The organism is Rhodopirellula sp. J20-39, assembly GCF_057365095.1.
Map to the genome: position 1 here is coordinate 4,866,042 of NZ_CP195123.1, position 13,760 is coordinate 4,879,801.

Genomic DNA, 13,760 nt, shown 5'->3' on the forward strand with positions numbered 1-13,760 from the left:
AAGAATGAGCACATGGCCAACAGTCCTTCACCCTCTGACGATGATCTACTGCCGACTGCACCGGATATGTGTAGTCAGTCTGACATTTCGTTGGAGTCAATCATGGCGGACTACATCGAATGCAAAGAGCAAGGCCAATCTGTCACACCACATGAAGTCATCGCCAAGCATCCCGAGCATGCCGAAGCGCTGCGAAGCTTCTTTGCTAACCACCAATGGATGCAGCCCGATCCGGAGCCGACAAACCCGAGCTTGATAGGCGAATGTCTTGACGACTTTGAACTGGTTCGCGAAATCGCCCGGGGCGGAATGGGTGTTGTCTATGAAGCGATTCAAACCAGCTTGCGCCGCGCCGTAGCGGTCAAACTGATCGGCAATGGAGTCCTTGCCGATGACGAACTTCGATTGCGTTTTCGGATCGAGGCCGAAGCGGCGGCATCGCTTTCACATCCAAACATCTTGCCGATTCATGCAATCGGACAATGTCACGGTATGGAATATTTCGTCATGCCGCTGGTCAGTGGACGCTCCCTGCAACAGGACGTGATCGACCGCCGAAATCAACTGGAAGAGGAACAACGCAACACGACTAAGTCGGTCGACGGGAACGAGGTTCGTGATTCCATCTGCCGTGCGGTGACCACCGTTCGCGATATCGCTCGCGCAGTCGCGTACGCGCATCGCCGTGGCATTATCCATCGTGATTTGAAGCCAGACAATATTCTGATCGACGATGACGGCCAGCCCAAGATAGTGGACTTCGGTCTCGCAAAATGGCATCGCGATGAACCTCAACTAACTCAAGACGGCCAGGTCCTGGGCACGCCGCACTACATGAGTCCCGAACAGGCGCGGGGCGAATCCGACGTCACCGCAGCAACAGACGTCTATTCGGTGGGTGGACTTCTATTTGCTTTGTTAACAGGCCGGCCTCCTCATTCGGGCGACTCCGTGGCTGCGGTATTAACCAGCGTTCTGTCGGACGATCCACCTTCGTTGCGATTGGTTTGGCCGGGCGGCATGCCCAAAATCGCGGAACTTGCCGATCTCGAAAACGTGATTGCTCGAGCCATGGCAAAGGATCGAGTCGATCGATATCGGTCCGCTGACGAACTCGCCGATGACCTGGATCGCGTCCTGGCTGGCGAACCGACTCAAGCCGGTCCAGATGGATTGGTCCACATGATGACCCGCGAGCTGAATCGAGACCAGCACCAAGCCTCCTTTGCCAACTGGGGTCGAGCTTTAAAGCACATTGGAATCGTCGTCTGGTTGATGCACATCTTGATGTTTGTCATCCAAGAAACGATGACGGAATCAACACGTTCGCTGATGTCCGCGTCGGCTTGGAGTTTGGCCGCCGTGATGGGCTATTTCGTACCGCGTTTCCTAATGCTATTGGGAATCGGCGGCGTTATCCATTTCGCTCGAGATGGATTGTGGATGCCGCGCGGTGTTGCCGAGCGGCCGATCTGGTCGATTTGGTTGGGATACCTTGCCACGCTAACCGTGATCAATGTGTTCTGGGCTCAAGGTTATTTCGATCACAACGACGTCATGGTGTTGGCGGGCGTGATGAGCGGTTTCGCGTTCTTGGCAATGGCAGGACACCTTTGGGGCGGCACCGCAATCTTGGGTTTGCTGTTCTTTGTCGTCGCCGCTCTTTGTGTCGTGTGGCCCACCGCGGCCCCGTTGCTACTTGGGACCGCATGGTTGATATCGATGTGGGTGCTTGGGCAGCGGTACCGCCGCAACACCGACTGCTGAACTTGATAAGCGAGTTAGCGCATAGCTCCAAAGCATCAGGCAATGGCGACCGGGTACAGATCATCAAGTGCAAGCGAGCATCTCCACGGGCTCGCCCGCACATCTGGCCGGTTCGCTACAAACGGCACAATCGCTTCGGATCGCCTATCCGGTCAGGTTTCTTGCCCTCACCGGGTGGAAGTCTGTGGCGTTTGCGCGGCATGTCATGTTTTGCATCGTACGTTTACGGGAGTCAACAAAGACATATCTCGTAAAGGATTCCCGCGTTATGCGCCAAGCCACCGCACCAGCTCGCCCTGACAGTGCCCGCCAAGAACAATTCGAAGAAATCAAACGCCGCATCCACGGCAAACTGGTCGACAAGCTGGACTTGTCACGGGTTGGCGACTTGCAAGGCGATACGCTCAAACGCGAAATCCGCATGGTGGTTGAACACCTATGCGACGCTGAAGACACACTGCTAAACCGGCAAGAACGCGAACGCATCGTTGACGAAGTTCTTGACGAAACATTCGGGCTAGGGCCGCTCGAACTGATTCTAAAAGACCCGAAGGTCAGCGATATTCTGATCAACGGCCCCAAGAACATCTACGTCGAAAAAGGCGGCCAGATGCAAAAGACCGACGTGGAGTTCCGCGACGGCAAACACCTTTTGCAAATCATCGACCGGATCGTCAGTAAGGTCGGCCGGCGTGTCGACGAAACCTGCCCGATGGTTGACGCTCGTCTGGAAGACGGCTCGCGGGTCAACGCCATCATTCCACCTTTAGCTCTCGACGGAGCTGCGGTTTCGATTCGTCGTTTCGGTAGCAATCCGCTTAAGCTAGAAGACCTGCTGAACTATCGAGCCTTCACACCTGAAATGGTGATGTTGCTTGAAGGGTGCATCAAAGCTCGTTTGAACATGATCATCGCTGGTGGTACCGGTTCAGGTAAAACGACCTTGCTGAACACACTGTCGTCGTTCATCGGTCACGACGACCGGATCGTGACGATCGAAGACGCGGCTGAATTGCAACTGCAACAAGACCACGTGGTCCGATTGGAAACCCGTCCACCTAACATCGAAGGCAGTGGTGCGGTTTCGGCAACGGACTTGGTTAAGAATGCCCTGCGGATGCGTCCTGAACGAATCATTATCGGGGAATGCCGTGGTGGTGAAACCCTCGACATGCTTCAGGCTATGAACACGGGTCACGACGGATCGCTCACAACGATTCACGCCAATACGCCGCGTGACGCCATCGCTCGATTAGAAACGCTGGTCATGATGGCCGGTTTCGACCTGCCCGTCAAAGCGATTCGTCAGCAAGTTTCCGGTGCGGTCGACGTGTTAATCCAAGCCAACCGTCTACAAGGTGGACCTCGGCGAGTGACCGCCATCACCGAAGTGGTCGGCATGGAACAAGACACGATCGTGTTGCAAGACATTTATCGCTACCGCCAAATTGGCATCAATGAAGAAGGCAAGGCACACGGTGTATTCGAATGCCCCGGCGTGCGACCTGGCTTCATGAGCAAACTGGAATCGGCTGGCGTTCGTTTGCCAAGCAGTGCATTCCGCGAGCGTGTCATGATGGAAGCTTAGGCAACCATTAGCCAGTTAGCTGCCTGTCTTTAGCGGGCAGCCAATTTCATACTTCACTCTTCGAACTTCAAACTTCCTATCATGTCCTCGATCATCATCATCGCAGCCGTCGGCGTTTTCGTCGCTTCGATCGTCGCATTTGCAGCGTCGATCGTGATGCCGAGCGAAGAAACGACCGCAACCGAAGATCGTCTTTCACAGCTTGCCAGTACAAAGCAGGCCAGTGCAGAGAAGAGCCCTTCCTTGCTGCTCGTCGATGAAATGAACCGGACGGTTGGGTTCCTGGAGCGACTAACGAACCAAGTTCCAGCGGTTCACAAGTACCTCGAACAAGCTGACCTGAAGATGTCGGCAATGCAGTTCGCTGGAATTTGCGGCATCTGCTTTCTGCTCGGCATTGTAGTTTGCGTCGTAACCCCAGTGCCGATTCTATTGGGCCCGTTTGTCGGCGGTGCCTTGATGATGCTACCGGTCGGTTACGTTCTGCACAAACGTAAGAAACGACTGGCTCGATTCGGGCAACAAATCCCTGAAGCACTCGAATTGCTTGGCCGTTCGCTCCGCGCTGGTCACTCGTTGCAGGCCGGTTTCGGCTTGGTGGGCGAAGAGATGGAGCCACCTTTGGCCGTCGAATTCAAACGTTGTTTCGAAGAGCAAAAGTTCGGGATTCCCTTGGACGAATCCATCGAAGACATGGCCGAACGGGTTCCCAACATGGACATTCGATTCTTTGCGACCGCCGTGATCCTGCAGCGTCAAACCGGGGGTGACCTTAGTGAAATCCTGGACAAGATCGGTCACCTGGTTCGCGAACGTCTGCAGATTCTCGGTCAAATTCAGGCACTCACTGGCGAAGGCCGAATGAGTGGTGCAGTGCTGCTCGCACTGCCTCCAGTGTTGTTCTTGACGATGCTCAAGCTGAACTACGAATACGTCATCATGCTGTTCACCGACCCCATGGGACGGATGATGCTGGGGGCCGCCATCGTGACCCAGATCATTGGTGCTTTGGTGATTAAGAAGATCATCACGATCAAAGTTTAAGCACGCACATCCTTACGTCTGGCCCACCGGCCAACTCGCCCTTTGCGGCCCCACGTTCAACGCCTTTAGCCCTCTCTGATTTCACATGTTCCAACTCATTGCTGAAACCGCTGCCACGGGAATGTTCAATCCCGTCTTGCTGACGACGATCGCGATCTTTCTAGGCGTTTCGTCCGTCACATGGCTCGCCGTCAATCACTTCAGCGGCACCGATCAGGCATCGGCGGAATCCCGTCTGGAACGACTTAAAGATCCCAAACGTGGCGTACGAGATATCGCCGCTGACGAAAAGGCTCGATCCAAGAATGATGCCCTGACTGCAGCCCTTGAAAAAGCCGCCAACCCATTGGCCGGGTCCGTCGCGGGTACCGAAGAACAAATGAGCAAGCTTCGCGAGAAGCTGGTCACCGCCGGCTTCCGACGTGAACATTCGCCAATCGTTTTCAAGATGATCCAGCTCGTCAGCACCGGCATCGGTCTGTTCTTTGGTGGTGTGCTTGGAATGCTGATGGATGGCGTTTCCGAAGGCTTAGCGATCAAGGTATTCGGCGGCATGATCTTCGGCTTTGGGGCTCCGATCATGGTTTTGAACTTCCTATCCAGCAAACGCCGCGAAACCATCTTCCTCGGACTGCCTGACGCATTGGACCTGATGGTTGTGTGCGTGGAAGCTGGCTTGGGCATGGACCAGGCGCTTCGTAAAGTTGCCGAAGAGATGAAGAAGAGTCATAAGAACATCGGTATTGAATTCGGTATCGCCAACCAACAATTGCAATTCGGTCGCCCGCGTTCGGAAGTTCTGCAGGCGTTGGGTTACCGAAGTGGTGTCGACGACCTAAAGCAATTGGCTTCGATCTTGATCCAGGCGGACAAGTTCGGCTCGAGCGTTGCGACCGCGTTGCGGGTACAAAGTGACGCGATGCGAACCAAGCGACGTCAAATCGCGGAAGAAAAAGCAGCCAAGACGGCAGTGAAGATGATCTTCCCACTGGTGCTGTTCATCTTCCCGGGCATTTTCGTTGTGCTTGTCGGGCCTGCTGCCATCACGATGTGGCGACAACTGCTAAGCCAGTAACCAACGTTTGCCGGATGTCATCGGTGACATACCAACGCCACCGAGTCCGGTAGGAAATGGCGAAAGCTCATCTCACGTTTGACCGACTTGCAGCTCACCGAGTGAGGTCAAAACCAGAAACGGCGATGTCTCACGATCGGACGGATTCAGATACTGAAACTGGCTGACAACGTCTCGCCAGTTTTGGATCACTTGGCCGTCGGGTGACTTCAATTCGAAATGCCGACACGCCAATCCCGCCACGATCGCTGCCAACCTGTCCTCAACGGAACCGCAATCTCCGGTCCGATTGAACATTTCAGCAGCGTCGTCGTACGCAAAGCACGGTAAACAAACCGGCTGCTTTTTCAGTTCAGCGTAAATCCATCTCGTATTAGTCACCGATGGATTCAACAGTTACTTGGACGTTCCCGCTGGAATGATCGCCTCGGCGGTTCGATCATCGACAACGAAGTGGCCCAAAGGTTTTTGGGTTTCTGCATCGCGAATCAACCACACTTCACCCGGACGGGATTGTTGTGACTTTCGAGACCCTGGTGCGATGGACTCCGTTGAGGTTGGCTTTGCCTTCGCGTCCAACAAACTCACTTGCACGGCAATCTTCGTCTGGTTGGTGAAGAAAACAGGGAACGGGTTGCCATCCGGCACTGACGCTGGTGGTGGTTCGGGACCATTGGGAACCCAGGTCAATTTCACCAACGAGTCGACCGACGGTTCGACTCGCTCGTGGAATTCTTGTGGCGAGATGCTACGAAACGACTCCAGCATCTCTTTTGAATTGGAACGCTCAGCCAAGTTGGTCCACTCATACGGATCGGCCTGGAAGTCGTAGAGTTCCTCGCTGCCATCGTAGTAGTGGATGTACTGATGCGTCCGACCGTTAACGCTGTAGCTTCCTGGTTTTGATAGATAGGTCACACTTGATTCCGTCCACTCTTTTCCGGCCGGATCTGCCAACAGCGATGTCAGGATAGGTCCGTCGGTTTCTGGATTCTCCGGCAACCCAATCAAGTCGATGAGCGTTGGATACAAACTCAACAAGTTCACCGGAGCATCACATACACTTCCAGCCGTCGTTCCATCGGGCAGTTTTTCCGAAACGCCTTCAGGAACCCGAATCATCAATGGAATACGGGTGACCGCACGCCACGGCGTGTACTTCTGCCAATGCTCTTTTTCGCCGAGTTGCCAACCGTGGTCGGACCAGAGCACAACGATCGTGTTGTCTGCATTCGGTCCAGCCTCCAACGCATCGAGAACTCGTCCTAACATTGCATCGGCGAAATGAATCGAGGCCAAGTACCCTTGAATGCCGCGTTTCCATTGCCCCTGTTCTTGGATATGAGCGAAGTAACGATTTCGAGCCGCCCGCGCACCTACGGCCGGTACGTCATCCAAATCGTTGGGCTTGTATCCCGGGGGCAACTGAATGCTTTCCAGCGGGAATGGCTCGAAGTACTTCTTCGGCACAAACCATGGTTCGTGAGGCCGATAAAGTCCGCAGGCTAAGAAGAGCGGTTGGTCGTGCTTCGTACTCAATTGCTCGGAAACGTATTTGGCCGTTAACCAATCGCCGCCGAATTCTTCATCCGTCACGTCAAGTGCGGCCCAGTCCGTGTCGACGTATTGCCAAGGTCCACCGCGTGGAAGACTGGCCGGACGCTGTTCGGGTTCATAAGAATCCGGAAGTGGATTCTCCGTCGCGGCATCGGGATAGTATTCGTCCCATGATGCGGCTTCGATGAAGTAGTGCAGCATCTTTCCCGAGCCGGTGGCTCGGTATCCGTGATTTCGCAAATATTGTGGAATTAGAACTTGATCCGGCATGACCTCACGCATCTGTTGCCGGTTGTCGTACATCCCACTTCGATTTGGCGAAACGCCAGTAAAGATCGCTGAACGACAAGGATTGCACGCCGGTGCAGGGCAGTGAGCATTGTTGAACAGAACACCACTCGCGGCGAGTCGATCCAGATTAGGAGTGATCGTTTGCGGGTGTCCGCCCAGACAGCCAATCCAGTCATTCAAATCGTCCATCGCGATGAAGAGAATGTTCGGTGGTGCTTGTTCGGAATAGGCGACATTGCAAGCCAGTACACTCGCGATGAAACCCAAACCGTAAGACAGAAAATTCAATCTCTTCATGCTGATCCCTTTTCATAGGCGTTGGCAAATTTGCCAGATCCCACCTCATACCGAGCATCGACGCGATGCCGTGGATGGGTTGTCGCCGCCGGGCCATGACTGAACTTCTCGACGACGACCATGCGTTATGGCCATCATCTCAATGTCTCGCCGGCATCCCAGGATGACAATGGCAACGCAATTCTGGGTTGCCGATGCCACCGTTGAGAGGTTTTTATTGCGGGGCTTGAGACATAACCGGGAAGGAAAAATGAAGATCGCGACGGCGTTTGGCAATCAGCCTGAAAGTGTGAAAACCGGAGACGTTAATCACACGAAAACATCATGAAAAACAACACTTATCGCCGACCGACTGCGCATAAACGGCAGCCGACAAGATCGCCGAAAGGCAGGTCCGTTTAGGGATCGAATGCCCGACAATATATCGCCTGCAAAACGATTAACGATTCGCTGCTCGCTTCCAATACGTATCGGCTAGAGGCACCGATCTATCACCATGGGTGCAATACTCCGGACGGCCAAAGCGGCATTCACCCCAACGAGCGGACTACTTGTTCCAGTAATCGATCACTACCACTTTTTCCAAATGAGGCTTCAGAACCTCGACGAACGCCTTGTGAGCAGGGTGTGGTAGATACGCTTCGCGGTCTGCCTCCGAAGCGAACGAAACGAGGAAGCAGTGGGTCAATCCGTCGTTCAATCCTTCCGGGCTATTGTTGACGCCAAACTCAAGGTCCGCGATCGCATCAATTTTGCTCGGCAAGGCTGCAAACGCGTCGACCACCTTTTGGACCTCTTCAGGGCTGCTTGATTCTTTGAATCCAAACATGACGACATGGCGCAACATACGATCCGAAGCGGCCGGATCCGTACCAGTGGCAGACTTCTGGATCATGGCGGACATGGCAATTCCGAGCACAAGGACGGTAAACAAGATGGGTTTCATAACGGGCTTCATTCAGTAGCGGATAGGGACAGCGAATCGAATTCTGTTGGCCGTCATTATGACCGATACGGGCTCACGAATCGACTGGGCAAACTTGGCTAACTTTAACGACCACGGGCGAAAGGTCGGGCTAGGGGGACCCAAGCGACTATGCCAATGAAACTCAGAATACGCTGTACAACAGTCGAACCAGTAAATACGCGCCCGCATGTTTGCCCCTCACTTTCAACACCGACTTCCGCCATGTCCGACAACCGCGATGGAGGCCACCCACTACAGGCTGGAATCATTGTTCTGTTGCTTGTTGGAGGAGGTTGGTACTTTTTTCGAAACTACGATGTCGCCGGCCTCGATGGCGTTCGCATTTCATCCAAAAACAATCGTCCATTCGACGAATTAGAGGCTCCGTTCACCTTCACGTCATCCACCGAGGAAGGCACGACACGCTATAGCGGTGCATCGCTTGCAAGTAGCGGCGGATCGTCCGTGTCGGCACCAAGGCCCAGTTCCGACTTCGCCGTTGCTTCGGATTTCGAACCAGATCCCATCATCTCCAGCCCCAGTGACCAGCACGCGATTTCACGCACCAATTCGCTCAGTCGTCGATCACGATACGCTCCGGCACAATTGCGTGTCGCATCGTGGGCGTTAGACGGATTTGGGCCAACGAAGCTGGCCAGCGACTTGGCCCGCAAGAATCTTGTTCGAGTGGTTCGGCAATTCGACGTGATCGCGTTGCAACAAGTTTCGTCGATGCAAATGGACTTGGTGCCCAGGATGATCGACGCGATCAACGAGAGTTCGCTCGGTGGCGGCGCACCGCTTTACGACTACGTATTGGGTCCGCCGACAGGGCCCAAAGACCGCGGCGAACAAATGGCGATCTTGTTCAACCCAGCCCGCGTGCGAGTGGACCGTTCACAAACCTATACGGTTGCGGACCCGGACAACCAAATGACGTACGATCCGCTGGTCGCTTGGTTTCGCGCTGCCGAGCCCGACGAGGACTTGGCATGGACGTTCACGCTGGTCAACATTCGGGTGGACCTGAGTCGCGCGCCTCGCGAAGTTGCTTTGATCAATCAATTGTTCAAGTCCGTTCGCGAAGACGGGCGTGGTGAAGACGATGTGGTAATCACTGGACTATTCCAGGCCGATGACGCCTACCTATTGCCCGTCATCGCTGGACCGCAAGTACGAGCCGCGGTGACCAGCACGCCAACGGATATCTTCGGACGTCACCAAACCAGCAACTTGCTTTATGATCAGGGCAGCACGGCCGAGGCAATTGGCCGGGGCGGGGTTTACGACTTCCTGCGTGTTTACAACATGAGCGTCGCACAAGCCCAAGCGGTATCCAGCTACCTGCCTGTGTATGCCGAGTTCTCGCCATTGGAAGGGTCCCCGCTTCTACATCAAGCAACCGTTCCCGCCACTACCGCTCGCTAGTTTACGGCAAAGTCGTTGGAGCTCGATCGCCAGACGGTGATTATTTGGGAAACGTCAACACGCCATCCCAGTCCGGCGGTGCAACGCGGTGATGCTGCAAGATTTTCTGCAGCAAGACATCCTTCGGACGATCCCATGCGGGGAGCCGATGCAACATCTCGTAAGCATCATCCCAATCGCCCGCGATGAACGCATCCCAAGCCTGGCGTGACTGTTGCAACTCGGGTTTCGACAACATCGGTTGCCCTTCCACCGGCACGACCAACTGTTGAATTTCGACTGGTGTTTGAATGCCTGCGACTCGGACCAGTCCAAGGTATCGCAACGACAGCGGGAATTCCGCATCGTCAACGAATTGTTCGCTGGACTGTGTCAATCGAGAAGCGGTTTCTTGGTCGAGTAGAACCTCGACACCAAAGACTTTTGTAAGCCCTTCCAACCGGCTTGCCAGATTCACGACCGGTCCAAACGCTGTCACCTTCACCTGGTCGACCGTACCGATTCGTCCAGCAACCGCGGGTCCCGAAGCGATTCCGATACCACACCGGAACTCCGTTTCACCGAGAACGTAATCACGACGAATACAAGCCGCGGCTCGGGCCGCGGCTAACGTGGCGGCTACCCTTGGGTCAACATCACCGGAAAGCGGTAACGGCCACCCCCAAAATCCCATGGCAGCATCACCATGGAAATCACCGATTACGCCCTCTGTCTCTAAAATGTGCTTGGTCATCACGCCCAACGCTGAGCTAACCTGTTCGAGCAACACAAGCAACTGATCGCTGTGCACCTCCGACGTTCTGGAAAACCCTCGCAGGTCACAGAACATCACCGACAAATCACACTCACGCGGCTTCAACCAACTTTCCGAATCCGTACCCGCGATCGCATCGAGCACCACGGGGGCAAAGAAACGCCGCATCGCAGCGTGTCGATGTTGGAATTGATTCGCTTGCCGAATTCCGGAAACGAGCGAGCCAACCACTTCCGCGAACTTCACATCGTCACTAAGCCGATCGATCAGCCCATCGGAATCGTCAAGTCCTTGATCGCCTCGCAACACGCCGGCCCGGCTTCCGGTGACATATAGCACCCAACCCCGGCAAGCATCACTGCGCAAAGGAACGCAAAACGCCCAGTCCACATTTGCCGCTGACGTGTACTCCAGATCGCTACTCGAATCGGAATCCGCCGTCTGGCCGGTTGAACCATAATTCAGCGGCGCACTGTCCCAAAGGTGCAGCACACTGTCGCGACGCTCCAGCGTGGCGGCGACTAGCCGAGTACTGACGTCTTGAACTTCGGGATCACTGTTTCGAACATCGTAATGCAGCACTTCCAAGGCCGCGTCGTGATTCGCCTTTGAACTGGGCGTCGACTTCACAATCGCAACCGCAGTTGCCGCCGGAGTCGCCCGTAGCAACACGTCGCTGACCCGAGCGAACAACTCTTCATCACCCAAACTACCCGTCACCAAATCCGGCAAACGTGCCAGCAAATCGATGCGAGTCTGCGTGTCGCGAAAATGTCGTTTTCGAAGTGACGATGCCGCAAACGCCATCTCCGTCACCTCACCAACGGCAGCAGGGATGGCCTCGTGATCGAGCGACCGTGAGCTATCTTGATGCTCGTCCGTTTCAGGTGTCAGACCGCGTCGGACTGAAATTGGCTTGTTGGAATCCTTCGACGAACCTGGTGTTTCGACGGTGAAGCCGGGACGTCTTGCCAAGGTGAACGTCGTCTGGCCGATCACAAAGTGTTCGCCCGGCACCAAGACAAAGCTGTCTCGCGGTTGACCGTGATAGAAGATTGGGTTGCGAGCCCTGGGGTCCTTTGAAACACGCACCCGGTCACCTTCCAAAACGGTTAAGACCGCATGGTGGCGTGAAATGGAGGCATCCCAGGTCACTGCCCAGGGAATCGCTGCGACGTGTCGCCGTTGTGGCTGATCCGCAGCGATCGCTTTGCCAGCAGAGGTGTCGGCGTAGTTCCCCTTACCTTCACTAGCATAGGACGTTCGAGGCTGTCGTCCCAGCAAGACATCGCGACCAGCGGATAGCTCTGGCATACCACGTCGCCAACGTCCCTCGCGGTCGCTGCTTTGAGCAATCAAGTCCGGCACGACGTGGCTCCCGGATGTAGCATGCCTGCAAACATGCGGAGAACGTTATCGCATGCGAGATAGCAACAACATCTGCTACCGTTCGCGTGGGTCAACGAAGGCAAATTCGTTGACCCGAGATTAACTCGCATGACCAATCCGTTTCGATGCAGGACGAGACTCAAAAGCGGCCAGCACTGAAAGCGATCAGCACCGCCAGTACAACTACTCTTCAGTTTCAGCTTCGGTTTCAGCCTCGGCCTGAGCCGGTTGGTAGTTCCGCACCCAAATGTTTCGGAAACGCACTGGGTTGCCGTGGTCTTGAAGTTTGATGGGACCGGTCGATGCGTGAGCCTTGTACGCTGGCGGACGATCGTATGGCGTATCACCTTTCAGCTCGAAGTGATTCAGGATCAAGACTCCGTTATGCATCGCCGTGATGTAAGCCGGTGACAGCAACTCGCCTTCCTCATCAAAACGAGGTGCGGTCCAGAAGATGTCGTAGGTATTCCATTCCCCTGGCGGACGCATCGCGTTGACGGCCGGAGGAGTTTGCTTGTAGATCGCTCCCGCCTGACCGTCGAAATAGGTTTTGCTTTTGTACGAGTCGAGCACCTGGATCTCATAGATGCCCATCAAGAAGATTCCGCTGTTGCTTCGCTGTTGGCTGGTTCGGTTGCCACCATCTGGACAGGACCACTCGATGTGTAGCTGGCAATCGCCGAAGCTTTCTTTGCTTGTGACGGTACCTTTGCCAACGACCATAACTCCATCTTCAACAGTCCATCTCTCGCCGTTACGCCAGTTTTTAAGATCATCGGCTTCTCGAAACAGAACCACTGCGTCGGATGGTGGATCGCTTGAAGTTGCGCCGGGCGTGACCACCTCAGGCTCTTTCCATTTGATGCCGGACTTGTACTCTTTCGCGTTCACAACCGAGACGGAAGTCAGGGCAAAGACAGCGAGCAAAACGGGACACAGAAGATGCTTGTTTGGCATGGTGTAGGTGTGCTTTAGGTGGGTAGGCAAGGTGAGAAACTGCCAGAGGCAGTCTGGAGCAAGGGTCATCAATCGGCAGGCGTACTCTTTCGTAAACGGGCAACCGATATTCGCATTGATCGGTGGCAAGTTTGATGGTTTCGCGTTTGACCGTATCGTGTAACCGACCGTTCAGCCGCAAGCCACGCCGAATAGTCGACGCATTACCGTTGATAAGATGCTGCTAATTCTAGTCGGATGGATAGTCCGTATTCTACCCATGCGATTCAGATAGAACGAGATCGAACTAAATTCCCATTTGAGCCAGCATGTCGGCAACCCTTCCCACACTGTTTGCCAGTGATGGGTGAGCTTCGCTGAATTGAGAGGTCGCGTCGGCAAGCCGATCGGCGAGCGACTTTGAATCCACCTCCGACCGATCCAGGCTTTCCTGGATCTCATCGACCGCAGCCTTCAATTTCACCCGTTCTTCGGGTGCAAGTTCCTCGATTGACGCGAGTTGCTCTTGAAGTTGTTCGAGGGTCTCGTCGAGTTGTGTTCGCATCGTGGTTGATCCTTATGACAATTCCTGTTTCTTATCCCTGAATTGTCTGCGATCTCGGTCCGATATGCAATCAGATAACGGGTCACCCCGGGATCCAAACTG

At 54.8% G+C, this 13,760-nt stretch carries 11 protein-coding genes; 5 read left to right on the forward strand and 6 right to left on the reverse strand.

Annotated features, from left to right (window positions below):
* Nucleotides 1-12: 12 nt before the first annotated feature.
* The 4 genes from ACR3ZL_RS17565 (at nucleotide 13) to ACR3ZL_RS17580 (ending at nucleotide 5,474) form a co-directional block, all read left to right on the forward strand.
* A complete protein-coding gene (locus tag ACR3ZL_RS17565; protein WP_473651816.1) occupies nucleotides 13-1,767 on the forward strand; it encodes a serine/threonine-protein kinase in 1,755 nt (584 codons plus the stop codon).
* Nucleotides 1,768-2,035: 268 nt separating this feature from the next.
* Nucleotides 2,036-3,355, forward strand: coding sequence for a TadA family conjugal transfer-associated ATPase (locus tag ACR3ZL_RS17570; protein ID WP_486172826.1), 1,320 nt, complete (start codon nucleotides 2,036-2,038; stop codon nucleotides 3,353-3,355).
* Nucleotides 3,356-3,436: 81 nt separating this feature from the next.
* Nucleotides 3,437-4,399, forward strand: coding sequence for a type II secretion system F family protein (locus ACR3ZL_RS17575; protein WP_473651815.1), 963 nt, complete (start codon nucleotides 3,437-3,439; stop codon nucleotides 4,397-4,399).
* A gap of 85 nt (nucleotides 4,400-4,484) precedes the next feature.
* On the forward strand, nucleotides 4,485-5,474 hold the full coding sequence (locus tag ACR3ZL_RS17580; protein ID WP_473651814.1) for a type II secretion system F family protein: 990 nt from the start codon (nucleotides 4,485-4,487) through the stop codon (nucleotides 5,472-5,474).
* 72 nt (nucleotides 5,475-5,546) lie between these two features.
* Here the strand turns inward: ACR3ZL_RS17580 and ACR3ZL_RS17585 are convergent, their stop codons facing one another.
* The 3 genes from ACR3ZL_RS17585 to ACR3ZL_RS17595 all read right to left on the reverse strand — a co-directional run bounded on the left by ACR3ZL_RS17585 (nucleotide 5,547) and on the right by ACR3ZL_RS17595 (nucleotide 8,553).
* Nucleotides 5,547-5,855 (reverse strand): hypothetical protein, encoded by a 309-nt coding sequence (locus ACR3ZL_RS17585; protein ID WP_473651813.1) that lies wholly within the window; start codon nucleotides 5,853-5,855, stop codon nucleotides 5,547-5,549.
* Nucleotides 5,856-5,870: 15 nt separating this feature from the next.
* Entirely contained in the window at nucleotides 5,871-7,619 is a 1,749-nt protein-coding gene (locus ACR3ZL_RS17590) for a sulfatase-like hydrolase/transferase (protein ID WP_473651812.1), read from the reverse strand.
* A gap of 547 nt (nucleotides 7,620-8,166) precedes the next feature.
* The gene (locus tag ACR3ZL_RS17595; RefSeq protein ID WP_473653530.1) at nucleotides 8,167-8,553 is read right to left on the reverse strand and encodes a Dabb family protein; all 387 of its coding nucleotides are present in this window, start codon (nucleotides 8,551-8,553) and stop codon (nucleotides 8,167-8,169) included.
* Nucleotides 8,554-8,808: 255 nt separating this feature from the next.
* On the opposite strand from ACR3ZL_RS17595, the gene ACR3ZL_RS17600 reads away from it, so the two are divergent.
* Entirely contained in the window at nucleotides 8,809-10,014 is a 1,206-nt protein-coding gene (locus ACR3ZL_RS17600; protein ID WP_473651811.1) for an exonuclease/endonuclease/phosphatase family protein, read from the forward strand.
* A gap of 40 nt (nucleotides 10,015-10,054) precedes the next feature.
* Here the strand turns inward: ACR3ZL_RS17600 and ACR3ZL_RS17605 are convergent, their stop codons facing one another.
* From ACR3ZL_RS17605 to ACR3ZL_RS17615, 3 genes are all read right to left on the reverse strand, one after another.
* Nucleotides 10,055-12,136, reverse strand: coding sequence for an adenylate/guanylate cyclase domain-containing protein (locus ACR3ZL_RS17605; protein ID WP_473651810.1), 2,082 nt, complete (start codon nucleotides 12,134-12,136; stop codon nucleotides 10,055-10,057).
* Nucleotides 12,137-12,340: 204 nt separating this feature from the next.
* Nucleotides 12,341-13,144 (reverse strand): 3-keto-disaccharide hydrolase, encoded by an 804-nt coding sequence (locus ACR3ZL_RS17610; RefSeq protein ID WP_473651809.1) that lies wholly within the window; start codon nucleotides 13,142-13,144, stop codon nucleotides 12,341-12,343.
* 256 nt (nucleotides 13,145-13,400) lie between these two features.
* Entirely contained in the window at nucleotides 13,401-13,658 is a 258-nt protein-coding gene (locus ACR3ZL_RS17615) for a DUF4404 family protein (RefSeq protein WP_473651808.1), read from the reverse strand.
* Between the last annotated feature and the right edge of the window lie 102 nt (nucleotides 13,659-13,760).